At 39.4% G+C, this 22,760-nt stretch carries 30 protein-coding genes and 4 tRNA genes; 25 read left to right on the top strand and 9 right to left on the bottom strand.

Going from position 1 to position 22,760, the window contains the following annotated elements; all coding sequences use genetic code 11:
* Window positions 1–9: 9 nt before the first annotated feature.
* Entirely contained in the window at window positions 10–1,173 is a 1,164-nt protein-coding gene (locus tag BCL90_RS12745; protein WP_121284335.1) for an AMP-binding protein, read from the top strand.
* Between the two features lie 55 nt (window positions 1,174–1,228).
* On the opposite strand, the gene BCL90_RS12740 is transcribed toward BCL90_RS12745, so the two are convergent.
* On the bottom strand, window positions 1,229–2,245 hold the full coding sequence (locus BCL90_RS12740; protein ID WP_121284334.1) for a hypothetical protein: 1,017 nt from the start codon (window positions 2,243–2,245) through the stop codon (window positions 1,229–1,231).
* A 415-nt stretch (window positions 2,246–2,660) separates the two neighbouring features.
* Between BCL90_RS12740 and BCL90_RS12735 the strand changes: the two genes are divergently transcribed.
* Window positions 2,661–3,716: a hypothetical protein gene (locus BCL90_RS12735; protein WP_121284333.1), complete on the top strand. Its 1,056-nt coding sequence runs from the start codon at window positions 2,661–2,663 to the stop codon at window positions 3,714–3,716.
* Between the two features lie 94 nt (window positions 3,717–3,810).
* Here BCL90_RS12735 and BCL90_RS12730 read toward each other — a convergent pair whose 3' ends face one another.
* The 4 genes from BCL90_RS12730 to BCL90_RS12715 all read right to left on the bottom strand — a co-directional run bounded on the left by BCL90_RS12730 (window position 3,811) and on the right by BCL90_RS12715 (window position 6,800).
* Window positions 3,811–4,509: a response regulator transcription factor gene (locus BCL90_RS12730; RefSeq protein WP_166792100.1), complete on the bottom strand. Its 699-nt coding sequence runs from the start codon at window positions 4,507–4,509 to the stop codon at window positions 3,811–3,813.
* Entirely contained in the window at window positions 4,490–5,296 is an 807-nt protein-coding gene (locus BCL90_RS12725) for a sensor histidine kinase (protein ID WP_121284331.1), read from the bottom strand. Before BCL90_RS12725 ends, BCL90_RS12730 begins: the two co-directional genes overlap by 20 nt.
* Window positions 5,260–5,916 carry a hypothetical protein gene (locus BCL90_RS12720; protein WP_121284330.1) on the bottom strand — a complete coding sequence of 219 codons (657 nt, stop codon included), beginning with the start codon at window positions 5,914–5,916 and terminating at the stop codon, window positions 5,260–5,262. The genes BCL90_RS12725 and BCL90_RS12720 overlap by 37 nt, the downstream gene beginning before the upstream one ends.
* Window positions 5,917–5,999: 83 nt before the next feature.
* Entirely contained in the window at window positions 6,000–6,800 is an 801-nt protein-coding gene (locus BCL90_RS12715; RefSeq protein WP_121284329.1) for a hypothetical protein, read from the bottom strand.
* Window positions 6,801–7,162: 362 nt separating this feature from the next.
* Here BCL90_RS12715 and BCL90_RS12710 point away from each other — a divergent pair, with 362 nt between their 5' ends.
* From BCL90_RS12710 to BCL90_RS12620, 19 genes are all read left to right on the top strand, one after another.
* Window positions 7,163–8,011, top strand: coding sequence for a helix-turn-helix transcriptional regulator (locus BCL90_RS12710; RefSeq protein ID WP_121284328.1), 849 nt, complete (start codon window positions 7,163–7,165; stop codon window positions 8,009–8,011).
* A gap of 62 nt (window positions 8,012–8,073) precedes the next feature.
* Complete coding sequence (locus BCL90_RS26250) at window positions 8,074–8,229, top strand: RebB family R body protein (protein WP_090502886.1); 156 nt, start codon at window positions 8,074–8,076, stop codon at window positions 8,227–8,229.
* Between the two features lie 72 nt (window positions 8,230–8,301).
* Window positions 8,302–8,628, top strand: a complete 327-nt coding sequence (locus BCL90_RS12700; RefSeq protein ID WP_090502885.1) for a hypothetical protein — start codon at window positions 8,302–8,304, stop codon at window positions 8,626–8,628.
* Window positions 8,629–8,652: 24 nt separating this feature from the next.
* Entirely contained in the window at window positions 8,653–9,681 is a 1,029-nt protein-coding gene (locus BCL90_RS12695; protein WP_121284327.1) for a hypothetical protein, read from the top strand.
* A 10-nt stretch (window positions 9,682–9,691) separates the two neighbouring features.
* Window positions 9,692–10,069, top strand: coding sequence for a RebB family R body protein (locus BCL90_RS12690; protein ID WP_121284326.1), 378 nt, complete (start codon window positions 9,692–9,694; stop codon window positions 10,067–10,069).
* Window positions 10,070–10,089: 20 nt separating this feature from the next.
* Entirely contained in the window at window positions 10,090–10,314 is a 225-nt protein-coding gene (locus BCL90_RS12685; RefSeq protein WP_090502879.1) for a RebB family R body protein, read from the top strand.
* A gap of 28 nt (window positions 10,315–10,342) precedes the next feature.
* Window positions 10,343–10,609 carry a RebB family R body protein gene (locus BCL90_RS12680; protein ID WP_090502877.1) on the top strand — a complete coding sequence of 89 codons (267 nt, stop codon included), beginning with the start codon at window positions 10,343–10,345 and terminating at the stop codon, window positions 10,607–10,609.
* Between the two features lie 42 nt (window positions 10,610–10,651).
* Complete coding sequence (locus BCL90_RS12675; RefSeq protein ID WP_121284325.1) at window positions 10,652–10,918, top strand: RebB family R body protein; 267 nt, start codon at window positions 10,652–10,654, stop codon at window positions 10,916–10,918.
* 30 nt (window positions 10,919–10,948) lie between these two features.
* The gene (locus BCL90_RS12670) at window positions 10,949–11,215 is read left to right on the top strand and encodes a RebB family R body protein (protein WP_121284324.1); all 267 of its coding nucleotides are present in this window, start codon (window positions 10,949–10,951) and stop codon (window positions 11,213–11,215) included.
* A 30-nt stretch (window positions 11,216–11,245) separates the two neighbouring features.
* Entirely contained in the window at window positions 11,246–11,512 is a 267-nt protein-coding gene (locus tag BCL90_RS12665; RefSeq protein ID WP_121284323.1) for a RebB family R body protein, read from the top strand.
* Window positions 11,513–11,540: 28 nt separating this feature from the next.
* Window positions 11,541–11,828 carry a RebB family R body protein gene (locus tag BCL90_RS12660; RefSeq protein ID WP_121284322.1) on the top strand — a complete coding sequence of 96 codons (288 nt, stop codon included), beginning with the start codon at window positions 11,541–11,543 and terminating at the stop codon, window positions 11,826–11,828.
* Between the two features lie 41 nt (window positions 11,829–11,869).
* Window positions 11,870–12,139 (top strand): RebB family R body protein, encoded by a 270-nt coding sequence (locus BCL90_RS12655; RefSeq protein ID WP_029287502.1) that lies wholly within the window; start codon window positions 11,870–11,872, stop codon window positions 12,137–12,139.
* Between the two features lie 102 nt (window positions 12,140–12,241).
* Window positions 12,242–12,652, top strand: coding sequence for a hypothetical protein (locus tag BCL90_RS12650; protein WP_121284321.1), 411 nt, complete (start codon window positions 12,242–12,244; stop codon window positions 12,650–12,652).
* 11 nt (window positions 12,653–12,663) lie between these two features.
* Window positions 12,664–13,464 carry a hypothetical protein gene (locus BCL90_RS12645; RefSeq protein WP_121284320.1) on the top strand — a complete coding sequence of 267 codons (801 nt, stop codon included), beginning with the start codon at window positions 12,664–12,666 and terminating at the stop codon, window positions 13,462–13,464.
* A 20-nt stretch (window positions 13,465–13,484) separates the two neighbouring features.
* Complete coding sequence (locus BCL90_RS12640; RefSeq protein ID WP_134380391.1) at window positions 13,485–13,955, top strand: hypothetical protein; 471 nt, start codon at window positions 13,485–13,487, stop codon at window positions 13,953–13,955.
* Window positions 13,956–14,056: 101 nt separating this feature from the next.
* On the top strand, window positions 14,057–14,833 hold the full coding sequence (locus BCL90_RS12635; protein WP_134380394.1) for a hypothetical protein: 777 nt from the start codon (window positions 14,057–14,059) through the stop codon (window positions 14,831–14,833).
* Window positions 14,834–14,881: 48 nt separating this feature from the next.
* Window positions 14,882–15,739 carry a GH25 family lysozyme gene (locus BCL90_RS12630; protein ID WP_121284317.1) on the top strand — a complete coding sequence of 286 codons (858 nt, stop codon included), beginning with the start codon at window positions 14,882–14,884 and terminating at the stop codon, window positions 15,737–15,739.
* Window positions 15,740–15,747: 8 nt separating this feature from the next.
* Window positions 15,748–16,164 (top strand): hypothetical protein, encoded by a 417-nt coding sequence (locus tag BCL90_RS12625; RefSeq protein WP_121284316.1) that lies wholly within the window; start codon window positions 15,748–15,750, stop codon window positions 16,162–16,164.
* Between the two features lie 4 nt (window positions 16,165–16,168).
* Entirely contained in the window at window positions 16,169–16,498 is a 330-nt protein-coding gene (locus BCL90_RS12620; RefSeq protein WP_121284315.1) for a hypothetical protein, read from the top strand.
* A gap of 262 nt (window positions 16,499–16,760) precedes the next feature.
* Here the strand turns inward: BCL90_RS12620 and BCL90_RS12615 are convergent.
* Window positions 16,761–16,832 (bottom strand) — tRNA-Glu (locus BCL90_RS12615).
* A 30-nt stretch (window positions 16,833–16,862) separates the two neighbouring features.
* Window positions 16,863–16,938: transfer RNA gene (locus tag BCL90_RS12610), tRNA-Met, on the bottom strand.
* Window positions 16,939–18,130: 1,192 nt separating this feature from the next.
* On the opposite strand from BCL90_RS12610, the gene BCL90_RS12605 reads away from it, so the two are divergent.
* Window positions 18,131–19,345 carry a glycoside hydrolase gene (locus tag BCL90_RS12605; protein WP_121284314.1) on the top strand — a complete coding sequence of 405 codons (1,215 nt, stop codon included), beginning with the start codon at window positions 18,131–18,133 and terminating at the stop codon, window positions 19,343–19,345.
* Between the two features lie 156 nt (window positions 19,346–19,501).
* Window positions 19,502–19,750 (top strand): hypothetical protein, encoded by a 249-nt coding sequence (locus BCL90_RS12600; RefSeq protein WP_166792101.1) that lies wholly within the window; start codon window positions 19,502–19,504, stop codon window positions 19,748–19,750.
* Window positions 19,751–19,889: 139 nt separating this feature from the next.
* On the opposite strand, the gene BCL90_RS12595 is transcribed toward BCL90_RS12600, so the two are convergent.
* Together BCL90_RS12595 and BCL90_RS12590 are read right to left on the bottom strand one after the other, a co-directional pair.
* A tRNA-Glu gene (locus tag BCL90_RS12595) sits at window positions 19,890–19,961 on the bottom strand.
* 31 nt (window positions 19,962–19,992) lie between these two features.
* A tRNA-Met gene (locus BCL90_RS12590) sits at window positions 19,993–20,068 on the bottom strand.
* A gap of 113 nt (window positions 20,069–20,181) precedes the next feature.
* Between BCL90_RS12590 and era the strand changes: the two genes are divergently transcribed.
* Together era and der are read left to right on the top strand one after the other, a co-directional pair.
* Complete coding sequence (gene era, locus BCL90_RS12585) at window positions 20,182–21,078, top strand: GTPase Era (protein WP_121284312.1); 897 nt, start codon at window positions 20,182–20,184, stop codon at window positions 21,076–21,078.
* Between the two features lie 130 nt (window positions 21,079–21,208).
* Window positions 21,209–22,510: a ribosome biogenesis GTPase Der gene (der, locus tag BCL90_RS12580; RefSeq protein WP_121284311.1), complete on the top strand. Its 1,302-nt coding sequence runs from the start codon at window positions 21,209–21,211 to the stop codon at window positions 22,508–22,510.
* The last annotated feature ends 250 nt before the right edge of the window (window positions 22,511–22,760 follow it).

Here is a 22,760-nt window from a genome sequence, read left to right as displayed (position 1 = left end):
ATTTTAAAAATGATCTATTCCCTCCTTAATCAATACTATCAGATTGTCAGGCAGTCTGAGCTTTTCAAATCCTATTATCTTAACCACGAAAATTATCAAAATGCCCCCTTAATAGGTAAAAAGGAATTGATTAATCTGTTAAATGATCATTTTGACCTGCATAGCCAGAAAGAAGGTGTTTATTTGGTTCGTTCTGGCGGATCTACCCAAAAACCGTTAGTTTTTCCGGTTGATATTGCAGAAAATCTGGAACAGCGTGCAGCACTTGCCGCCGCATTAAAACAAGCCGGGGTATTTACCCCAAAAACCATTGCACTCAATATGTTTGGTTACATGGATATGTACCGCACAGCTGCTATTATGGACGATCTTTTGGAGCGCTGCAGTGCAACCACACTAGTAGCAAGTGCCAGTTTACCCTACGAAGATGCCTACCAGATGGCTTTAAATTTTAAACCCGATTTATTACTGGGTACACCTTCAAAATTATTCCTTTTTGCGCAATACCTTAAAAAGCATCAGTTTAGTTTGTCCATCACCAATCTTGTGTTTGGTGGCGAGTTTTTGCCGCCCTCACACATCAAACTTTTCGAGGAGGTTTTCGGAACCCGGCAGATCTATTCCTTATACGGTTCTGCAGAAACAGGGATCTGGGCCTGGTGCGATTATAGCCGATCGCCATCTTTGTTCAGGGTAATTGATGGTTTGATTGTTGAAATCCATGCCCCAGATGCTGATGGTTTTGGCAATTTGCTGGTAAGCAATTTGTTCCGGAAGCGTTTCCCCGTTTTTAGATACAATACCGGCGATACCGGTAAATGGCTTGATATTGACGGGCAACTTTACCTGGAGTTAAAAGGGCGTGAACATCGGTCGTTTATGTTTAATGAATGCAATTACGAACTGGATGATTTTAATATTGTTTTGGCAGATGTGGAAAGGTTTCAGATCCAGATTGTTCCTGGAGAAGGACATACAGGGATAAAATTTTTGCTGGTAACCGATTTCATGGATAAGGTCAAAGAACAATATGTTGAACTAAAACTTCGGCAGCTCTATGAAATATTTGGTTACCAGGTGAAAAACTTAGAAGTATTAGCAGGTAGTGATTTAAATCTTTATACCAATGCTACCACGGGTAAAACACCTGTGATTGTAGATCACAGGGTTTGATTGCAACAGTATGGTGAGCACTAATTTTATTTCACTCCAACTCCTGAGTGGCAGACTAAAAGGTTGGTGTTTGCGGGATTTCGACCTTGGGATCATGATCCTTTACCACGATATTAGCAAATGGTGCAGTTTGCCTGAAAGCGACCGTATCTGCAGGTGTATTGGCCACAAAAACAGCTAATTTTCCGTTCGTAAAACTATCATTGTGGATGGTAGAAGGCTTAATGGCTAGTGCCGATCCATCAGCAGGGATCCTGAACGTAGTAAATCTAATTTGAGGGTCGCTCTTTGCTGCATCTTCAACTTTGCGACCCAGTGTAACCTTCGCTTCACAAAAAACTTCTCCATTTATAGTTGGCTTGGGAAGAAAAATATGTGGGAAGGGGTGATGCTCAACAAACAGGCCACCACCACCAATAGGAGAGAGGGCATAATTGCGGATATAATCTGGCAGGGAGGTGGCGTACTCCATACCAAATAAAGTATCTTTAAAACCCAGATAAAATGCTTCTGCCGGTTTCAGCAGTTTTGCACCGTAATAAGCAAGTGTTTCTTCATAATCAGGATGGGTAACATCCAGCACCGGGAAAATGACTGCATTTTCATTCACATATAAGGAGCCGGTAGCGCCAAATACGTTTGATGAGGGATCGAGATTGGGTAGCTTCCCGCCATCTTCACTGCTTACCCAATTGGAATGAACCAATACTGCATTGCCTTCCTTAACGCTGGTATGGCTTTCAGCCAGGGCTTCCAATTGCGCAATCAGCGTTACTTCAGATGGGTTTGTTGCGATTATATTTACACCTGTACCTTCATTCGGTGTTAAAACTACTTTATCGCCCTTTTTAATAGGTCCGTAAATCGCAGTAGTAGTCATCAGGGGAACACCCTCACGGCTTTCTCTGATCACAACGGCATCGTTTAAAAAACGAATGTTGTCTTTGAGGTCTTCATGCGAGATCTTAATCTCCACGGTTTGCCATTTTCTTTGTCCGAGGATTTCTTTTAATTTCTCTTCGGTTACGGGTTTTACATCCGGTGCATAGGATGTTCTGAATACGGAGCTCATGAGTTGCGTTTTAGATGGGGTGTGAGGTGTTAATTTAATTTATTAGATCAGCACAATAATGCCTTGATGTTTTCTGAATAAAATTAAACTTTAAAATGTAATTATAAAATATTGAAGCGTAATTATTGCGAAAAACTATTCTGCTTCAGATATTGTTTTTGGATTTGATTTCGTCGGAAGATTCGATAAAAAGCAAAAATCCCGCTTTATTTATCGTAAAGCGGGATCGTAGCCCAAGCGTTACATTTATCGAACTCTTTACTGCTGACTTAGTGCTTTTGGCTAGTATTATGACCATATAATTTATATTCCCTATTGATAGTTAACAACTCTGCAATTTTCCTTTAATCTTATTATTTGTTAGACAGGCTCATTGTTTTATGTATATTTAAATTAACAATTAGATATATAAATTATGCCCCTCACTAAAGAAATTTACCGCGATGAGTATTCCGAGTATAGAAAAGAAATATTCTACAATGATAAACAACAGATTATAGGGACGTTAGACGTAAATAAGGTGGATGGGGATGAGCATGGCGAGTTAGGTGTGCATGAATACACAGGGGAAAACTATCGTTTGATTAAATATAAAAACGGTACGAAGGCTTATGCTCATTTTATTTCCCAAGGGCATAAGGTATTGGACAAAACAGGTTGGTATTCGATAGAGGAAGCATTTTCCGTTCAGGATTTTAAGTATGAAAATGGAGTACTGATTGCTGTAGATTACCTGAACGAGGATAAGGTAAAGTATTCTCATCGTTATACTTACCAGAATGGTATGAAAGTTTCGGAAACTTCAGTCTCTGCAGATGGTACTGTTACCAAAATTAATTTTACCTATCAGGGCAAGACCATGCTGTTAAAAGCGACATTTATCAATGATCAGTTTTCTGATCAAATAAATTATTTGTACCATCATCAGCATAATCTATTATCAGAAGAGCAAAAATTTTTCAAGCATAATGAAAGTCTCTATTTATCTTCAGAAATAAAATTTTTCTATAATGAGAAAAAGGAACTTGAAAAAACAGAGTATTATGGCAGGTATGATTCAAAACTGCATCTATATAAAATAGAAGAAACGATCCGTAAGGGAAATGAGCGGACTATAAAACATTTTGTCGTTCCGGACGTGGAGATGGTGATGGGGTACTATGACCTGGCGAGCATGCATGATCAGCTAAAAGAAGACAATTTGGAATGGGCTGTTTCCGTATTTAATGCGCAATATATGACAACTGCTAAGCTGCACAGAGTCAAGCTTACGATTGATAGGGTTGACAACCAGGATAACATTGTTGAAACGAAAATGATGCATCCTGAGCAGGATGAGGAGATTGCAAAGTTGATTTGCCGAAATGAGTATAATGATAAGTCGCTTTTAGAGTTTGTGATTTGTTATAGGGTGACTGAGGGTGGGAAAACCGAAGAAATTAGTATCAGGAAGTTTTATTATAAGGATTAAAAAAAGGAAACAACCATTATATTGTGTTTCCTTAAGTAGCCAGGAGGGGAAAATTTCGAGCCTTAGCTTAAAAAGTTGAGAATTTATTGTTTTATTAATGTCGTTCATCGAGCATTCCATTTTTAACTGCATATACTGCTAAGCTCACTGAATTGGACATACCTGATTTTTCCAATAAATTTTTACGGTGCCCCTCCACAGTTTTTATACTGATGAATAATTTCTGTGCAATTTCTGCCGTGGTTAAGCCATTGCAAATGAGTGTCAATACCTCAAGTTCTCTTTTGCTAAGCGGGCTTTCGCCATACTTTAAAGTTGACCTCCTGCCATAATTTTTTTTAACGCCATTTAACATGGCCGCGGTAACAGCATCGGTAAAATAGAATCCGTTGGTATATACGGTTTCAATGGCTTTATATAAGGTTTGTTCATCAATATCTTTGGGTAAATAGCTGCGCGCGCCGGCCTTCATCATATAAAAAATGAAATTATCCGCAGTATGCATGGATAAGGCAATTATTTTTGCATCTGGAAATCTTTCCACAATGTGCTTGCAACCATCTATTCCATCTGTTTCGGGCATTTCAATGTCCATCAGGATAATATCAGGCACCTGCAATTCCATTTCTTCTAACAATTGCGAATAGCTTTCTACTTCGAAAATAAGTTCGAAGTGTTTAACCTGCCCCAAAATTTCCATTAGCCCCAATCTGAACAGTTTGTGATCATCCACTATACCTATTTTAATTGAGTTTAAGGGTTGGTGGATTAGCCTATCTTTGGTCTTTTTCATCATTTAAAGGAATATGTATTTCAATTAATGTACCGGCATCTTTTCCAGATGTTATTTTCAAAGTGGCCTGCATGGCTGCTACCCTTGTTTTTATACTTTTAATACCTATCCCCATCTGTATCGGATCTTCCATTATTGCCGCATCAAAACCACAGCCATCGTCTTTAACTGTAGCCAATATGCGTTCAGGTGTTTGATTTAACATGATTGAAAGATTTTTTGCGTTTGCATGATTGATTACATTATTGATTAATTCCTGCATAATGCGGTATATGGCCAGTTCGTATTCAAAATTAAGTTCAAATTTTGTGTCTAATACCATGTCAATCGCTAAGGTATTGCTCGCAGATAATACCTTTACCTGGTGATGTAATGCATCCGCCAATCCGAATTTTGCCAATACAGATGGGAACAGGTTATTCGCGATCATTCTTACATCACTTATGGTGTTGCTTAATCCATTTTTAATGTTCGAAATCAACTGATGGCTTTCAATATCCGTGTTTGGAAGCCGATTAACGAGCATTTTAATAGCTGAAAGAGAGGAGCCTATTTCGTCGTGCATATCCCGTCCTATCCTTGCCCTTTCTTTTTCCTGAATGCTAATGCTGAAACCAAGTAATTGTCTTTGGTGCTTATCCTTCACTTTTTGTAAACGCCCCTGCTCTTTAAGCAGCCTTCTATGATATATAACAAAAAATGAAATGATCGCAACAGCTAGCAGTAGCATAACCAGAATACTTCCGAATATCAGATGTTGTAATTCAGTTTCTTTGGGATTAAGCATACCGTTAAAGTGTAAAAAATGTATAAAAGTATATTAAATATGGAATGGGTAAACCAGATGAGATTAAAGAAATTAATCGATAACATTTGAATATAATTACTAAAAATGAAGATCACCGAGTTGGCTGAGAAATAAATAAACAGACCAGTTGACAACCAAAACATGGGTTGACGTTCCAATTGTGTTTCTATAAACGAGCTTAGGTTTTTATAATAATAACACAATACAAGCAACAATATCAGCACCCCCTCTGTAAAGTGAGGAAGAGCACTCAGGTCATCATTAGGCGCCATCAGCCAATCGGCAATTACATAAGCGATAAACAATAACGTTACAATAGGTATGAAACGGCTAATTGCCATTTTTTTAAATTCAGATTTATAAATCCTCGCCAGTAATGTAAATTCGATAAGTATAAAAATTGGCCACAAAAAATGATTGCTGATTTTCAGAAAGTACAAAATATGGCCAATGGCTTCTACTAAGAAATCAAAAAAGATTAATAAGGCCAGAGATCGCCATGCCTGGTCCATTTTTTTAAATCGTATAACAGCAACTAAAAATGGTACGATTACCACAACAGACGAATAGATTAAAAACGTTTGAAAAGCACTATTCATAAATGCAAGATTGGATCTTAATTCAAAATTTTATTCTGGCAGTCGCTTTATATATCATAACCGGAATATTTATTGTCCTGATCTTAATATGTACTATTAGAAGGTGGGGTTGGAAGAGAGAGATCGTAAAAAGAGTTTACCTCCTCATCTCCTGTTATACCCTTTGCATCAGGCGGTACGCCAGCCAAAACCAGTCCGAAGGTACGTTTCAACGTAGGTTGTGCATTGAGGTGATCAGCAACATGTTTATGAATAACCGGCAGTATAACTACATCATAACACTCTTTTTGCGTTCCTGGCGGAAATAACGAATACATAAAGTCTGAGAGGACGTAGTTATATCCGGCGAGGTATCCATAGTTTGTCAGAAATAGCTTACTTAATAATTCAGGTGATTTTGGATTGGCATTGCATACCGTTTTCCACTCGCTTATCCATTCTTTGGCAAGGCGGCTCGAAATAAAGTTGCCTATCTCTTGCAAGGGCTTGCTGCGTGCCATCGTAATGGTATCATGATATTGTGGCCTACCGATATGATAAGCCGAACATCTTTGCCCCAGTTGATCGGTAGCATATAGTATGATGGTAAAAGTAGGGAGCTTGATCTTGTAAGGATAATAGTCGTGAACGATCGCAAATCTCGCATGGATGTGCTTAACCCCAACACATGATAGCAAACTTTGTATGGTTGCGTCGTTAAAGTACACCTGTGCCAACATCTGTTCAATACTGCTGTCTTTATCCGCAAAAACTTTCCACGGCATTTCAATGCCCGAAATCTGTTTGGTCCATTCAAGTGTGTATTCTATAAACTGGAGTTCAGAAACAACATTAAAATCTGCTAAGCCCGCAGGATTGGACGAGTTATCTTGATTGTTTATCATGTAAAATAATAAAAACAGGTAAATAAAAATTAATTTTTTATATAATTAATTGTTTTATGAGTAAAGGCAGGAAGACTCTGTTATGTTGAATCATACCCCCTCAAATAATAATCGAAAATACAAATTTGCCATTGCATAAGTGTCTTTATTTATGGGTAAATACGGCATGTAATAATCAATTAATATATTGTATCATTAATATTACTTTGATAGTTCTAAAACGGCGAACAGGGATTTACCCTTGGTGGTGAAGATTAAACCCTCATTTACGAAAACACGTGTTTACGCTCTTTAAATGAGTTTAACGATAACCTTCCTTTGATATACAGAATATCAGTTAAATCAATTCATTAGCAGCACTCATGAATCTACATCGTACGCCACCCTCAAAACTATCTTCTCCAATACCGCCAACAATTACCATAACGGTACGGAAGAAACACCATTTTATTGATTTAATGATGGCCCATATTGAATCAAAATATGACGATGTAAATTTTTGTGTAGTTAAACTGGCTACGTTATTGAAAATGACCGCATCTCAATTAACCCGTAGGGTATTCGAACTTACCGGAAATACACCTGCTAAACTTATACTTCATCACCGCCTGTGCAAGGCTTGTTATTTACTGTTAAATAGTAATGAGCCAGTAAAAAACATTGCACAGTTTACAGGTTTCCGAGCCCAGGCCAGCTTCTGTCGCTCTTTCACGAATGCGTTCAAAATCAGTCCGTCTAAATATCGGGAAACCCAAAATGCTGATCATGATTTAATAACCTATTGGAAAATACCTATTGATATGTCAGACGCTAAAATTTTATTAAATCATGCCGCTCAGCATCAATGGTTAAAAAAGCTTTTGAGCTTTTCTTTATCTGAATGCTTTAATCATAAAGAATCAATACCCAAGCTCGCGAAACTGTTAAACACAACCCCATCCACTTTAAGCCGCAAATTGAAAGAATTATATCCTATCACTTCGGCAAGGTTTATACGGGATTTGAGATTGCAATATGCCTCTGAGCTGCTAGGCAATGCTGATACTATTACGGAGGTTGCGGTAGCTACTGGTTTTTTTGACCATTCACATTTTTGCCGTTGCTTTAAAACTGTTTTTGGAACATTTCCTTCGATGTTTAAAATGAAAAAGAATAGTGAAATGCCAGTGTCATGGCTAAAAAATAAACTGCTAGAAGAAATTGTGAAATGATTGACTGTTTTTTACAAGCCGATTGTATTTTTAGTTAGTAATTTTATATCAAACAATACGACATGGATTCATTACAAATTATATTTCAAAGTATGGCGGTATCAATGGGAATAGCCATGCACAATGCGAGCACCAATCAGCGTAGCGGACAATTAATAGCCAATGCATGCTTGTCTGTTTGCTGCAAAAAAATACTGGAGAGTCAAAGTAGTACATAATCCCTGCTATTAAAGCATCATTTCACCTAATAAAATGAACTAGTTAACGGATACACAATTAAATAATTTATTATGCCTTACACAAGTTTAACCACATCAGACAGTAGCATTACCCCACAGATTATGCAAGACGAAGGGACGATGAAAGCCTTTCAGTCTGTCGCTCAATCAACAGCACTCGCTGTACAGGATGCAGTTGATAATCTCAGAAATGTAAATACCATCAGCTCTACCGCGATTGGTGTTGCCATGGCGCAAATGCTTGCGGTGCCGGCCGATGCAGAACAATATACACCTATTGTAACTGCCGCCCAAGCCTTAGCGACTAGCGCAGCGGCCAACTTTCTGGTGGTGGGGCAAAACGCCGCAACGGTACTCAGCGGATTTCCATCGAAATAAAGTCTTTAACCAAAATTAAGAGCAATGATTAATCTAAACGGAAAACAACTCACTTCTATTGGTGGGCTCAGCACGAAGGCACAGGCGGTACTTTCTATGATTAACGGGGGGCAGAAATGGTTAAGCTTTGGCATCACCGATACCACGGTTAATGGCATCAATGCCGAAAGCGAAAACCAGTTGCTTAAACTGATACAAAATGGTTTAACGGGCGAAAACTATATCCGGTTCAATACGTTCAGGGCGGCTATCGACAAAATACTGTCTTTATCCGAAGCCGATATTGCACAGCTGGCCGCTATTCGGTTAACTGTGAATGACAATGAGGCCAACCTGGCCTTATTGCTGCACCAAAACGATCTGCTCAGCTATGGCGATATAGCAAAAAGTGCGGATATGATTCTTCTGCTTGTTCAGCAACGGCCGGATCTTTTTCAGGCACTTTCTTTTAATGAAATGCTAACGTTAACTGATTTTGTAATGAAACAAAGCGAAGTTAATCCCGAATTGCAGGCACAGTCGACAGCCTTTGCAGCTACAACCGCGGCTACTGTATCCGATTTTGTTAACCTCTCGCTTTTCTATCAGTATGCACAGCAACAGCTACCGGGCGAAAACCTCATACCGCAAACGCAAAGCAGCGAAATCCAGGCCCTGTATGCGCAGTTTGAAGCAGTGGTACAGCCTTATTTGTTTACCCCAACAATAGACATGTTGGCCGACGGCGGAAACCTGTTCCAAGCCATTCCCGAACTGGCCAGGGCAAGTAATTTTATTGGCTATACCACCGCCAGTGCTGCCATGCTTAACCTCATTCAGAATATCACGCTAAACGAACAGGTAGGTGGCGGCTTAAATACAGCCATCCAAAATTACCTGGCCGCAGTAAAAAACCTGATCAGCTTTACAGCGGCATCCGGGAATGAATTGTCGCAGGATGGGGCCACGGCTTCGCTCAAATTTCAATCTGCCCAGGGCATTGCAAATGTTGGCGTGGATCGAAATGGTACCGTATACCTGCTTCCAGATACTAAGATTACTTACTTAAATTAAATAGGAAATTATGGCAAACGATTATATCCTTTCTTCCGTAACCGATGTGCAGCAATTACTTAAGGGTAACGCTGATTCGCAATCGGTAGCAATGCTGAACAATGTAATGGCCGAAACCATAGGTATGGCAATGCACAACGCTGTTACGGCGCAGCACAATGCGCAGATGCTTAATTCGGCAACTACTACCTCTACCTGTGCGCGTATACTTTCGGTAATGGGAGCGAAACCTCCTGCGCCTACACCGCCACCGGCGACAACTCCTGTTGCTCCCAGCCCAGCGACAGGAGTAAACACAACTTCGGCTTCTTCAACAACAGTAGCCGATCCTGCAACAGCTGCTACCGGAAGCGATACGTCTGCGGCTAATAATGGCACCAGTAATTAATATTTAAAGCTAACCCTAAAATGGCAGAAACTGTAAATAGTCAGGTTACCGATTCAATTACCGAATCAAGTCTTGAAGTTATTGGAAATGCGCCGTCTATCGCTATAGGCAATCTATATCAGGCAACGGCCCAGGCATTGGCTAATGCAGCTCATAATGCTACAATAGCGCAGCAGCAGGCCAATATTTTAGGGCAGGCAGTAACCGCCCAGGGTGTGGCACTTATATATTCTATTAAAATTTAATCAATATAAACTCTAAAAAACAACAACTATGGCTTTTCCAACAGCAGTAAACAGCCAGATCACCGATTCGGTGACCCAGGCAAACACACAAGTATTGGGCGTTGCGCCGGCAAGCGCGATGGCTAATCTTTTCCAGGCAACCGCACAAGCCTTGTCTAACGCAGCCCATAATGCAACAACCAGTCAGCAGCAAACTAACATTACGGCGCAGGCGGCAACTACAATGGGGGTAACCACGCTGTATTCTATAGATACAGCATCTGATGCGGTGGGGACTTCCAAGATATTCGCTTAAAAACTAATTCATTATTAATTCACAACTTAAATTAAAACAACAATGGCTTTTCCAACTTCAGTAAACGACCAGATCACCGACTCTGTATCACAGGTAAATACCAAAGTATTGGGTGATTCGCCGGCGATGGCAATGGGTAACCTGTTTATGGCTACCTCACAAGCATTGGCAAACGCGGCACACAATGCTACCTATTCGCAACAGCAAACCAACATTACGGCCCAGGCTGCCACTACATCAGGTATTACCACCTTGTATTCGATAGACACTTCATCAGATGCAGTAGGTACCAGTAAAATTTATCAATAATTAAACTTTAACCTTAAATCTTAAACCGTTATGGCTTTTCCAACAGCAGTAAACGACCAGATCACCGACTCCGTATCACAGGTTAACACCAAGGTATTGGGTGATTCGCCGGCAATGGCAATGGGTAACCTTTTTATGGCTACCTCCCAGGCACTGGCTAATGCGGCACATAATGCAACCACCAGTCAGCAGCAAACCAATATTACGGCCCAGGCCGCTACCACATCGGGCATTACCACCCTGTATTCGATAGATACCGCATCAGATGCGGTAGGTACCAATAAAATTTATCAATAATTAAATTATTAATCCTAAATCTAAACCGTTATGGCTTTTCCAACAGCAGTAAACAGTCAAATTACCGATTCAGTATCTGAAGTAAACACCAAGGTACTGGGCGATGCGCCGGCAATGGCAATGGGTAACCTTTTTATGGCTACCTCCCAAGCACTATCCAATGCGGCTCACAACGCAACCCATACGCAGCAGCAAACCAATGTTACTTCGCAGGCCTCTACCACCTCGGCGGTAACAACCCTGTACTCCATTGATACTTCATCAGACGCCGTAGGTACCAATATGATTTATCAATAACCTAATATTCACTTCAAACTAAATAACAATGGCTTTTCCAACAGCAGTAAACAGTCAGATCACCGATTCGGTGACTCAGGCCAACACCAAAGTATTGGGCGATGCAGCAGCAATAGCGATGGGCAATTTTTTCCAGGCTACTTCGCAAGCTTTGGCCAATGCAGCACACAATGCAACCGCTAGTCAGCAGCAAAGCAATATCACGGCCCAGGCGGCAACTACAATGGGTGTAACCACTTTGTATTCGATAGATACCGCATCTGATGCCGTGGGTACCAAACAAATCTATACTCCCGGCAAAGCGAAGGGATTTTAATTAAACAAAAATTATCTATTAATCTTTAAAACCAACTTATCATGGCTTTTCCAACTTCAGTAAACGATCAGATCACCGACTCTGTAACCCAGGCAAACACCAAAGTATTGGGTGATGCTCCTGCAATTGCAATGGGCAACTTGTACCAGGCTACTGCACAAGCATTGGCTAATGCAGCACACAATGCAACGAGCAGTCAACAGCAAAGTAACATTACCGCGCAGGCAGCTACTACTATGGGTGTAACCATGCTGTATTCAATTGATACCGCATCTGATGCCGTAGGCACTAAACAGATCTTCGGCTCTTAAGCGGTCTTTACACCGGATCCAAAAAGGAACGGAAATGGTTCAAGAGGGCGGTGCCATAAACAGGTACTGCCCTCATTCCAATCACTTAAAAAAAACATTACTATGCAACAGCAAAGCGATTCTCCTAATACAGGGGGCACACCCGTTGTGCCCGATAATCAGCCTGCAGCGGCGCCATCAATGTCACCTTATCAGGCCATGCAGCAACAAATCAGCGATCTTAAATCGCAGATTGCCACCATTCAACAACAGGCTATACAGGCGATGCAATCGCAGGTTGATAGTAGTTTCCAGGCACTTGCCGCAAGTAGTTTGCAAATGGTTAATGACCAGGCACAGCCTCAAGCTGCAACAGCTGTTATACCGGTATCACCACCGTTAATTAACCCTATTCAGCAAGCGATGAATACGGTAAATACCAATGTTGATGCGGCCATGTTGGCTGCCCAGCAAAGTGTACAAAATGCCGAAAGTATTATAAACAATCCAGCGCAGCAAAACGCCGGAAATTAATTCAAAAAGTTATGGAAATAGATTATCAAACTTTTTTAAAGTATTTGAAGGACTGGTGTGAAGAAAGAAGCGATTACATCAAACAGTGTTGGCCCTTGAGAGGTAGTTGGGAGGCTTGGGTTCAAATTGATTTTGCAGCATATATGCACTCAAAATACCCGGATGTGGATATCCTCCGGGAAGCGGAAATTTACAAAATGAGGTTAAATTCGAAGGGAAATAGAAGTTCAAAACAGCCTGCAGTTGATTGGTTGATTAATGGTAATACTGCAGATCCGAGATACCGAATTGCAGTAGAGTTAAAATGTCTCTCCGCGGGACCGCTTGTTAATTCTATAGGAGATCCCCAACAGGTTGATCCATTAAATATCTCGAACCAACCACTCTACCCAGCAATCTATTCTTTAGTTACAGGTGTAAATGAAGATCAGGAAAAACTTAATCAGGATAATATAAATGACAAGAATAGGTATTGTCAAACAGCCGTTGTGGCATTAAACTTTGCGCCTGAAGCTCAAAACTATCTGAAAAATTGTACTGAATTACGCAGTATTTACATAACAACAAATGGCGAGGTGGAAATTTGGGCGCAGCTTTTTTACACTTTGGTTCAGCCAGATTGGGCAAATTCTGCTTTACCTTCTTCTCCAACTGCACAGTTTGGCTTGCCTGGGTCATTTAATTCGTCTGGTCTTTTTGGGTCGCCTTTGCCTGGTTCATCTGTATTAAATCCCATAGACCTTACTTCAGGGACATCCGGGTCGTCGTTGCTTGGTTCATCAGCGTCAAATCCGATGGAAATTACCGAATGATTAACTATAAACTTAAACTTATGACAGCAGATGAATTATTAAATTTTTTTAAATTAAAAGCGCCGCAAACCGTTGATGCGATCAGTACAGGGGCAGGCTGGGAAATTTGGCTTCAGACTGAATTGATTCTGGCACTTAGAGGTGCAAACCAGGGATATAGTGGTGCCCGTGAACTACCTTACCCTTCGCCGTTGAGCAGGTCACGTCTTGACATAGGTATTGGTCACAATCAGGAGTATTACGCTATTGAAATGAAAGTGGAAAGCCCTACCAGGGCCAAGCCTTTTCTGAGCCGTATCTTAAAAGACGTTACTAAAATTGGATATTATGCCGTTCAGGGAAGCCAGGTGAAATTATCCAAATATGTAGTGGGCATTGGTTATGGTGTGGCGGCAAAAGCGCAAATGAAGCAATATTCAATTGACAATGCAGGAAAAGCAGGTTATTCTGAGCAGAGTGGGCTTGGAATCCTTTTAATCGTAGTTTCTTAAGTTTATCTGTAATAGACAGGATTTTGGATACAGCAATATGTACGAAAATGTAAACAAGCTGATTAATTATTTATATTTCTTTTAATTTATCAATCAATCTTATGAGCCCGATTTGTTCCCTGCTAAATGTTATGATTTACCCGATGCTGATTTCGGCCAGCTTTATTGTGGTTACATTAACCATATTTTTTTGTTTAGCGGCTTGGACGTCGTTACTGCGGGAAGAAATTACTAACAATGAGGAATTCCACAGTAACCATAAACAGCTGGAAATTAAACTCGGTAAGACATTAAGCCAACAATATCCTTTCAGTCTGTCCAAAGTACAACTGGGTGTTTGGACAATGGTGATATCATCATCCTATATTTACTTATCACTATTTAAAGGAGATTGTGCTGAAACTGATATTAATAAGACTGCACTGGTGCTTTTGGGAATTTTTTCCGGTACTGCAGTCACATCAAAAATCATAGATAAACGGGAATTAAAAGATCAGCGACCAAGACACCAGAATACTCCATCGAGAGGCTTTTTCACAGATATATTATCAGATGATGCAGGCATCAGTATCCATCGTTTTCAGCATGTAGTATGGACATTGGTGGGTGTTGCCATTTACATTTATAAAATAGGGGAAATTAAAACGGGATGCATTTTGCCGGAGTTGAGTGATACGTTATTGACACTAATGGGCATTAGTAGCGCCACATTTGTGGCTATCCGGTCAAAAGAAAATGATCCTGAGGCTGCACAGAAAACCAATCCTCCTGATGTCAGGCCTGTGGCCAAATCCATTATAACTCCGTATCAGGTACCCACAACTACACAAGCTCTGCCAACGAATACAAATATCGGAAACAATAACTTTTACGGATAACTTTATACCTATTACCATTAAAATATTTATCAAACTTAATCTTAGAATATGCAAACACTTTCAATCGGCTCTGCAGGCAGCGAGGTTTTTATGCTGCAAAGAGCACTCTCTTTTCTTAATTATTCATTGGCCATTGATGGTAACTTTGGTCCGGGTACTCAGGCAGCTGTCAGTCAGTTTCAAAAGGATCATCAATTAAGTGCCGACGGCATTGCCGGGCCTGCCACCTGGGGAGTGTTGGATAATCTGGTACCACAGGGTATGGATATCAGTCATTTTAACAGCGATATCAACTGGGGCCAGTTATCACCACATATTCAGTTTGTTTATTGCAAAGCCAGTCAGGGCGCAGGCTTTAAAGACCCAACGCTATCTCACAATATGGCGACCATCAGGCAACAGAAACTGATATTTGGCGCTTATCATTTTTTAACTTTTCAGGATTCCGCTGCCGTTCAGATGCAGAATTTTTTGTCGTGTGGGATTGATTTTGCTGCTCCGGGCACCTTACCACCGGTGTTGGATATTGAGTGGCAGGTAGGGTCAAATGATGCACAAAGCCAGGCGATGAACCAGTACATCCTGAATAATAAAGATGCCTGTGTTCAGCTGATTCAAGATTGCCTTAACCAACTTTCAGTTGCAACGGGTCGCACCCCGATAATCTATACCGCAAAATCATTCTGGTCGGAATACTTTAATGGCGTCACTTTTCCCAATTACCCATTGTGGGTGCCTTCCTATCAGTCTAAACCTCCGGGGTTATTTGGTTCATGGCAAGAATATACTTTTTGGCAATATTCGGGCGCCGGGATGGTAACAGGTGTGCCCGGGCAGGTTGATCAGGATCTTTTTAACGGAGATAAAACAGCATTAAATGCATTGGCGCTTATCACCAATATTTAATAACAGGTATGAAAAAAATAGCTTATTGCTTGCTAGCAAGTATTTTAATCAGCACAGCGTGCAGTCCGATTATTTCAAATTTCGACCGGTTTGCCTATAAGCAGATTACATCTATCAAGGTAGATGCCCTAAGCTTGATGGATGAAGCCACAACCGATTATGCTAGCCATGCCGCAGAAGTAAAAGCTTTACAATCAGACATTAATAAAGCTATAGAATACAATAAACACCGGCTGCATAATGACATAACGAATAATATGTATGCCTTGCTAAACGATCCAAAAGCGAATTTGCTCGGTGGTTTCCTTGTAAAGTGGCAGAACGATAGGAAGTGTAGTCCGGCCTATATAACTGATAAAAAGAAACAGATAGCCTTTTCGTTCGACCAGATTGCCGACCTGGAAATTAGAAAGATTAAACATTAAAATAATGATTATCGATTTTAGCAATATTTGGCAAATACTGAAACAAGGCATTGCAGGCATGGCAGAAAAGAACCTCAGGGAATATGCTGCTGCGGCAACGTCTGATGGGTATGTGATGGTTAATGAAATGCAGACTGATCTTGAAAGCTGGATAACCGAACTAACTGAAGGATCGATAAGCAAATCTGATTTTGCTGATCTGGTAGCGGGGCAAAAAGACGAACTGAAAATGGAATTGCTTGAACAGGCGGGCCTGTCGGAAATTTTGGTTGACCAGTTTAAGCATGATATCTGTGATTTGATCACTAATACGGTTTTGGCATCGATAGCCTAAGATAGTTAATGAAGCTAATATGTATCAAATAAAGAATGGAACAATGCAATGACTGACGTGAGGATACTGGTTATATATTATCTCCCTGAATAAAAAAAAACTTCGACTAAAGTGCGGCGTATGTGCTTGCATAAAAGATTTTCTGTAACGATATGCGCTGAATTACCAACTTTTTCATTGAGCTTTGATGCAAATTTTGATATCAATAAAAAACCTGCAAATATTTGATTTGCAGGTTTTAACATCATTCAATGTGACTTTGTAGCCCGTAGGGGAATCGAACCCCTGTTTCCAGAATGAAAATCTGGCGTCCTCACCCCTAGACGAACGGGCCATTAAATAATTAGAGTGTCTTTCAACTCTTTGGTAGCGGGGACACGACTCGAACGTGCGACCTTCGGGTTATGAGCCCGACGAGCTACCAACTGCTCCACCCCGCACTCTATAGCTTCAAATTTTCTTTGTTTGAAGGAGTGCAAAGGTATACAATATTTTTGCTTTTCAAAAGGCTTCACTAAATTTTATTATATTTTTAAATTATCTGCTTGATTTTTAGTAGATTATTTTTGCTGTGGCTGATTTTTGTATTGGTCTTGCAAAAGGAAAATAAAGAAAAGAGCTTGCATGTCTCAATTGATCATCAATCTTAATCTCATTGGAATAATTTTGATTTCACATCTCCTGCAAAGCGTTCCCGGTGTAAGTCTTAGTTGTAATAGCATTAAACAATGCTGGTATATATAGGGAATTAATTTTTGTATAATTAATAAGCTATGTATAGCTAACTTATTAATTTTATTTTTTGTATAAATGCTGATGATAGGAGTTAATGGTTATTGAACATTTGAACTGATAATTTAATAAAAATTGCTATACACTAAAATGATAAGCCAATACATTTGAACTGCTAATCAATAGTTAATTTAGCTTTTAGATGCATTAAATTCATCTGATGATAATTTTAATATTCGTAATTACAAGTGTTAGTTAAAAATATATGATTTAGAAGTGTCCAGTTTTACAGCTATAATTATGTAGTATTTGTTTTAATTATTTATATTATAAAATATTTTAAATTTGTATTTTAAAATTACATAACTAGTAAATTATTTATTTGGAAATATTCCTGAGAGAATGCCAAAACGTAATTTTTTATGGAGTGGTAAAATTATGCAGCGTTTGAAAACTGTCCTTTATAGTTTGGCATAAGACAATGTTTTATAATGATAATGCAGATTTAACAATTGCATAAAATCAGCTAACAAGCTACGAGAGAAATACATAGATGAGAACATTTTCAATAGTCAATGCCAAAAGAGATCTTTTGGAAATTGGAACAAAATAAAAGGAAACATTTACAGTTATAGCGTTAGTGAATTGTTTTGTAAGCTTAATCCAAGATATTTAGCCAAAACCTTTAAAAGGCTGGTAATCTCAAATAAAACAGGTTATGGATGATTGAACATATTCAAATACATCATTTACCAATGATAGCCAGGCAGAAATATCAAATATATTTTATTCAACCAAATTGCACACACTAAAAGAAAGGAGGACATTCAAGTAAATAACCTTTATATAATTTATTCAAAATAAGTGACTATCTACCTTTAAAAAACCTAAAAAACAATCATGAAATTTAAAATTTGTGTTATCGCTATTACGCTATTTCTACTACAAGGCTGTGCAAAAGAAAAACAGCAAATTGAAGAAAAGAAAGAAAAACAGCAGATTGAAGAAGATATTGAACCACAGTTAAAAGGGGCGGCATCTATTGATGGTAATACCTATTATCAAACCATTGATGGGCTTGGCTTTTCCAGTGCGTGGTGTGGTACGCTTACTACAGCTAAAAATGATGCACTTTATAATACACTGGGCTTTTCTTTATTGAGGGTTCGTTTCGACCAAAATAATGCATGGACAGATGAAACGAACAATGCCGCTGCGGCGCATGCCCGGGGCGCTAAAGTATTAGGCTGCCCCTGGAAAATACCTACCGCTTACCGGTCGGGCAATACCATTCCATCTAACCAGTATGTTAATTTCTGCAATTGGCTGGGTAGTGCTGCTTCGGCCATAAAATGTGATTTTGTGTCTATAAAGAATGAGCCTGATGGCTCTTCGGAAGATGGGAATTTGGATGGATCTCAGATACGTGATATTATTAAAGCTGGCGGATCAAATATTGGCAAACCCATTGTTTGTGCTGATGCTATTAATTTTAACGATACCTATACTGACCCAACACTGAACGATGCAACCGCTGCGGCTAAAATTTCTTATGTTTCCGGACATCTTTACGGTGGTGGTAATTATGTGCACCAAAATGCACTTAATAAAGGAAAACGCATTTGGATGACAGAATACTATGTTGAAAATAGCCGCGACAATATGGATAACTGTTTAGTTTTAGCTAAAAACATTAATGATTGTATGAACAACCAATTTAGTGCTTACTACTTTTGGTGGGTTAATGACAATGATGCAAGCGTTAACCTGGTTAATCAAAGTGGTGCAATTTACAAAGCGGGCTATACTGGTGGTCAGTTTGCCAAATGGATAAGACCAGGAAAACAAAGAATTGCCTGTACCTATAATCCTACCCCTAACATTTATTTAACAGCCTATAGGGGAGGTGGATTGGTAATTGTGGCTGTTAATACAGGCACTACGGCTGTAAGCCAGTCTTTTTCGGTTGCTAATGTTAGTGGTGTTGCTTCGTTGAATATTCATCGCACATCGAGTAATGAAAACATGTCTTCGATAGGATCAGTTGCTGTTTCAGGTAATGGATTTACGTATACGCTTCCTGCTAAAAGTATTACTACCTTTCACCAATTTTAACCGGTAGTATGGCTTTATTGCTTAGGCCACTAAATGCCGCATACAACCTTCAGGGGCAGGAAGCTTTATTGTTTCTTGCCCCTGATATTTCCATAAAGATTTAAGAAAAAGCAAATTTTTATTCATGACGGTATATGGGCGGATTTTTATCTTAATATGTTTATGAAGCTTATCCGCAATGGTTTTTTAGTATTGCTGGCAATACTGGCGTGCGGTTATTATGCCGTTGGGCAAACTTATAATGATGCGGTCCCCATTAGCTTTGCAGCCGGAATTAAGCCCTTAGAAAATTACGAAACTTTAAGTGGCAGTAGCAAAGGGAGAGCGGAGTTGCTGAGCCATAACGCATTGCAAGATTCGGCAGGTATAAAAAATCAGCTGGCCAGAACTTTTACTTTACACTGAATCCATTCTTTGGCGTCACACATCCTGTCCGCAAAATCTTCTTTTGGTAGCCAATTATGCTTTTTAGTATGCCTGTAAAGTTAAAAAGGCTGTAAATCTATGATTTACAGCCTTTTTAAAAGTTTTGATGTAATAAGTGTAGCCCGTAGGGGAATCGAACCCCTGTTTCCAGAATGAAAATCTGGCGTCCTCACCCCTAGACGAACGGGCCATTAAATAATCAGAGTGTCTTTCAACTCTTTTGGTAGCGGGGACACGACTCGAACGTGCGACCTTCGGGTTATGAGCCCGACGAGCTACCAACTGCTCCACCCCGCACTCTATACAACTCGTTTTTTCTTTGAATTAAATCCTTAACTCTGTTTCCGAATTGGAATGCAAAGATATAATTCGTTTCTTTGTGCTGCAAATTTTTTTTTAAAAATATTTTAATGGCGCATAAAGCAGGTTTTGTTAGTATAATAGGTAAACCAAATGTAGGTAAATCTACCCTCATGAATGTGCTTGTAGGCGAGCGGCTTAGCATTATCACTCCTAAGGCACAAACCACAAGGCATCGCATTTTAGGGATCGTAAATGAAGAAGAATATCAGATCGTTTTCTCTGATACACCGGGTATAATTAAGCCAAAATACAGTTTACAAGAGAGTATGATGAGCTTTGTAAACGGATCTTTAACCGATGCAGACGTACTTTTATTCGTAACCGACATCAACGAAGGGCACGATGAGGAAGACGTTATGGATAAAATTCTGAATCGTAATATCCCAACAATTGTACTCATTAATAAAATCGATAAAGCATTACAGGAACAGGTTGATGAGAAGATTGCCTACTGGCAGGAGAAGCTAAATCCGGTTGCTATTTATGCCATTTCGGCTTTACATAAACACAATGTAGACGGATTATTGGATCGCGTGCTCGAAATGCTGCCAGAACATCCGCCATATTACGACAAAGAAGATTTAACCGATCGTTCAGAACGTTTCTTTGTTTCAGAGATTATCCGCGAAAAAATCTTCCTTAATTATCAGAAAGAAATTCCTTACAGTACCGAAGTTATTGTAAAGAGTTTTAAAGAAGAGGAAATGAAAAATGGCAAAGGTGCTTTGATCAGGATTACTGCAGAAATTGTGGTCGAACGCGATTCGCAAAAAAATATTTTAATCGGTACAGGTGGGAGTATGTTAAAAAAGGTGGGTACTGAAGCACGCTTAGAAATTGAAAAATTTTTAGATAATAAGGTTTTTTTAGAAATGTTTGTAAAAGTAATTCCAGACTGGAGAAGTAAAAAGAATTACTTAAAAAGCTTCGGTTACGATAATTAACCGTACCTTTGCAGCCCGAAATGAATCGGTTAGTAGTTGATAGTCAATGGCTGATAGCCAAATAGTTTGAGCAGCTTGCCTGAACACCACGACCATTAACTATAAGCCATTAACTATCAAAAGAACACCCATGAGTAATATTATAGCCATCGTAGGCAGGCCAAACGTAGGCAAGAGTACCCTTTTTAACAGATTAACAGAAAGCCGTAAGGCAATTGTAGATGATATCAGCGGCGTAACCCGCGACAGGCATTATGGAGTAGGTGAGTGGACCGACAGACAATTTACCGTAATTGATACTGGTGGTTATGTAGCCAACTCAGAAGATGTTTACGAAGCGGCAATCCGCGAGCAGGTAATGATTGCTATCGAAGAAGCCAGTGTATTAATCTTTATGGTTGATGTAACTACAGGTATTACCGATTTAGATGATGATATTGCCCAGGTACTGCGCAGAAGTAATAAACCCGTTTATGTTTGTGCAAATAAAGTAGATAATACTGCTTTGTATAACGAAATCCATACTTTTTATGGTTTCGGATTAGGCGAAGTATATGCATTATCATCAATGACTGGTTCCGGAACAGGAGAGTTATTGGATGAGGTGGTTAAAAATTTCGAAGATATTCCGGAAGAAGAAAATCAACTGCCTAAAATTACCATCGCAGGTCGTCCTAATGTTGGTAAATCATCTTTGGTTAATGCATTAATTGGCAAAGAACGTAATATCGTTACCGCAAATGCAGGTACCACCCGCGATTCAATTAAAATCCATTATAACCAGTTCGGTCATGAGTTTATGCTGATCGATACTGCCGGATTACGTAAAAAAACAAAGGTTAAAGAAAACCTGGAGTTTTATTCGGTAATGCGTACCATTAAAGCTTTAGAAGAAGCTGATGTTGTGGTATTAATGATCGATGCCGTAGAAGGAATCGAAAGTCAGGATATTAATATTTTCCACCTGGCCGAGAAAAACAAAAAAGGTATTGTAATTCTGGTTAACAAATGGGATTTAATTGAAAAAAATACGCAAACGATGAAAGCTTTTGAAGAGCAGATTCATGAGCGTATTCGCCCGTTTACCGATGTGCCGATCGTTTTCACTTCCGTAATAAATAAGCAACGTATTTTTAAAGCAATTGAAGCCGCTTTAGAAGTTTATAAAAACCGTAGCAAGAAAATTCCTACATCTAAATTGAATGATGTAATGTTGCCGCTGATTGAGAAATTCCCACCGCCAGCGTTAAAAGGAAAACACATTAAGATTAAATATATTACTCAGATTAATGCAACCTCACCAATGTTTGCCTTTTTCTGTAACTTGCCACAGTATATTAAAGATCCGTATAAACGTTTTATCGAGAATAAATTGAGAGAAAACTTCGATTTTTCCGGTGCACCGATCCAGATTTATTTCAGACAGAAATAAGTTAAGGTTTAGGGCTTGAAGGTATAAGGCTAAGGTCCGAATTCCCATAATTAAAAACAGGGTTGTTTCTTAAAGAAGCAGCCCTGTTTTTTTTCTATTCATGTCATTCTGAACGCAGTGAAGAATCTTTCTGTTGTTTATAGTGTACTTGAGTGAATTTACCAACGTTCATATCGTTAAAGCTTGGATGGCAGTGTTTTGTAGGCCAGGGATTCCTCACTGCGTTCAGAATGACAGCAGCTACTTTTTT

The sequence above is a fragment of the Pedobacter alluvionis genome, assembly GCF_003664035.1.
GTDB lineage: Bacteria > Bacteroidota > Bacteroidia > Sphingobacteriales > Sphingobacteriaceae > Pedobacter > Pedobacter alluvionis.
This window is presented reverse-complemented; position numbering and strand designations above follow the sequence as displayed.

What these genes read in the sequence shown, in the direction of transcription:
- BCL90_RS12745 (WP_121284335.1), top strand. Translation starts at nt 10, where the DNA reads ATGATCTATTCCCTCCTTAATCAATACTATCAGATTGTCAGGCAGTCT.
- BCL90_RS12740 (WP_121284334.1), bottom strand. Translation starts at nt 2,245, where the DNA reads ATGAGCTCCGTATTCAGAACATCCTATGCACCGGATGTAAAACCCGTA.
- BCL90_RS12735 (WP_121284333.1), top strand. Translation starts at nt 2,661, where the DNA reads ATGCCCCTCACTAAAGAAATTTACCGCGATGAGTATTCCGAGTATAGA.
- BCL90_RS12730 (WP_166792100.1), bottom strand. Translation starts at nt 4,509, where the DNA reads ATGAAAAAGACCAAAGATAGGCTAATCCACCAACCCTTAAACTCAATT.
- BCL90_RS12725 (WP_121284331.1), bottom strand. Translation starts at nt 5,296, where the DNA reads ATGCTTAATCCCAAAGAAACTGAATTACAACATCTGATATTCGGAAGT.
- BCL90_RS12720 (WP_121284330.1), bottom strand. Translation starts at nt 5,916, where the DNA reads ATGAATAGTGCTTTTCAAACGTTTTTAATCTATTCGTCTGTTGTGGTA.
- BCL90_RS12715 (WP_121284329.1), bottom strand. Translation starts at nt 6,800, where the DNA reads ATGATAAACAATCAAGATAACTCGTCCAATCCTGCGGGCTTAGCAGAT.
- BCL90_RS12710 (WP_121284328.1), top strand. Translation starts at nt 7,163, where the DNA reads ATGAATCTACATCGTACGCCACCCTCAAAACTATCTTCTCCAATACCG.
- BCL90_RS26250 (WP_090502886.1), top strand. Translation starts at nt 8,074, where the DNA reads ATGGATTCATTACAAATTATATTTCAAAGTATGGCGGTATCAATGGGA.
- BCL90_RS12700 (WP_090502885.1), top strand. Translation starts at nt 8,302, where the DNA reads ATGCCTTACACAAGTTTAACCACATCAGACAGTAGCATTACCCCACAG.
- BCL90_RS12695 (WP_121284327.1), top strand. Translation starts at nt 8,653, where the DNA reads ATGATTAATCTAAACGGAAAACAACTCACTTCTATTGGTGGGCTCAGC.
- BCL90_RS12690 (WP_121284326.1), top strand. Translation starts at nt 9,692, where the DNA reads ATGGCAAACGATTATATCCTTTCTTCCGTAACCGATGTGCAGCAATTA.
- BCL90_RS12685 (WP_090502879.1), top strand. Translation starts at nt 10,090, where the DNA reads ATGGCAGAAACTGTAAATAGTCAGGTTACCGATTCAATTACCGAATCA.
- BCL90_RS12680 (WP_090502877.1), top strand. Translation starts at nt 10,343, where the DNA reads ATGGCTTTTCCAACAGCAGTAAACAGCCAGATCACCGATTCGGTGACC.
- BCL90_RS12675 (WP_121284325.1), top strand. Translation starts at nt 10,652, where the DNA reads ATGGCTTTTCCAACTTCAGTAAACGACCAGATCACCGACTCTGTATCA.
- BCL90_RS12670 (WP_121284324.1), top strand. Translation starts at nt 10,949, where the DNA reads ATGGCTTTTCCAACAGCAGTAAACGACCAGATCACCGACTCCGTATCA.
- BCL90_RS12665 (WP_121284323.1), top strand. Translation starts at nt 11,246, where the DNA reads ATGGCTTTTCCAACAGCAGTAAACAGTCAAATTACCGATTCAGTATCT.
- BCL90_RS12660 (WP_121284322.1), top strand. Translation starts at nt 11,541, where the DNA reads ATGGCTTTTCCAACAGCAGTAAACAGTCAGATCACCGATTCGGTGACT.
- BCL90_RS12655 (WP_029287502.1), top strand. Translation starts at nt 11,870, where the DNA reads ATGGCTTTTCCAACTTCAGTAAACGATCAGATCACCGACTCTGTAACC.
- BCL90_RS12650 (WP_121284321.1), top strand. Translation starts at nt 12,242, where the DNA reads ATGCAACAGCAAAGCGATTCTCCTAATACAGGGGGCACACCCGTTGTG.
- BCL90_RS12645 (WP_121284320.1), top strand. Translation starts at nt 12,664, where the DNA reads ATGGAAATAGATTATCAAACTTTTTTAAAGTATTTGAAGGACTGGTGT.
- BCL90_RS12640 (WP_134380391.1), top strand. Translation starts at nt 13,485, where the DNA reads ATGACAGCAGATGAATTATTAAATTTTTTTAAATTAAAAGCGCCGCAA.
- BCL90_RS12635 (WP_134380394.1), top strand. Translation starts at nt 14,057, where the DNA reads ATGAGCCCGATTTGTTCCCTGCTAAATGTTATGATTTACCCGATGCTG.
- BCL90_RS12630 (WP_121284317.1), top strand. Translation starts at nt 14,882, where the DNA reads ATGCAAACACTTTCAATCGGCTCTGCAGGCAGCGAGGTTTTTATGCTG.
- BCL90_RS12625 (WP_121284316.1), top strand. Translation starts at nt 15,748, where the DNA reads ATGAAAAAAATAGCTTATTGCTTGCTAGCAAGTATTTTAATCAGCACA.
- BCL90_RS12620 (WP_121284315.1), top strand. Translation starts at nt 16,169, where the DNA reads ATGATTATCGATTTTAGCAATATTTGGCAAATACTGAAACAAGGCATT.
- BCL90_RS12605 (WP_121284314.1), top strand. Translation starts at nt 18,131, where the DNA reads ATGAAATTTAAAATTTGTGTTATCGCTATTACGCTATTTCTACTACAA.
- BCL90_RS12600 (WP_166792101.1), top strand. Translation starts at nt 19,502, where the DNA reads ATGTTTATGAAGCTTATCCGCAATGGTTTTTTAGTATTGCTGGCAATA.
- era (WP_121284312.1), top strand. Translation starts at nt 20,182, where the DNA reads ATGGCGCATAAAGCAGGTTTTGTTAGTATAATAGGTAAACCAAATGTA.
- der (WP_121284311.1), top strand. Translation starts at nt 21,209, where the DNA reads ATGAGTAATATTATAGCCATCGTAGGCAGGCCAAACGTAGGCAAGAGT.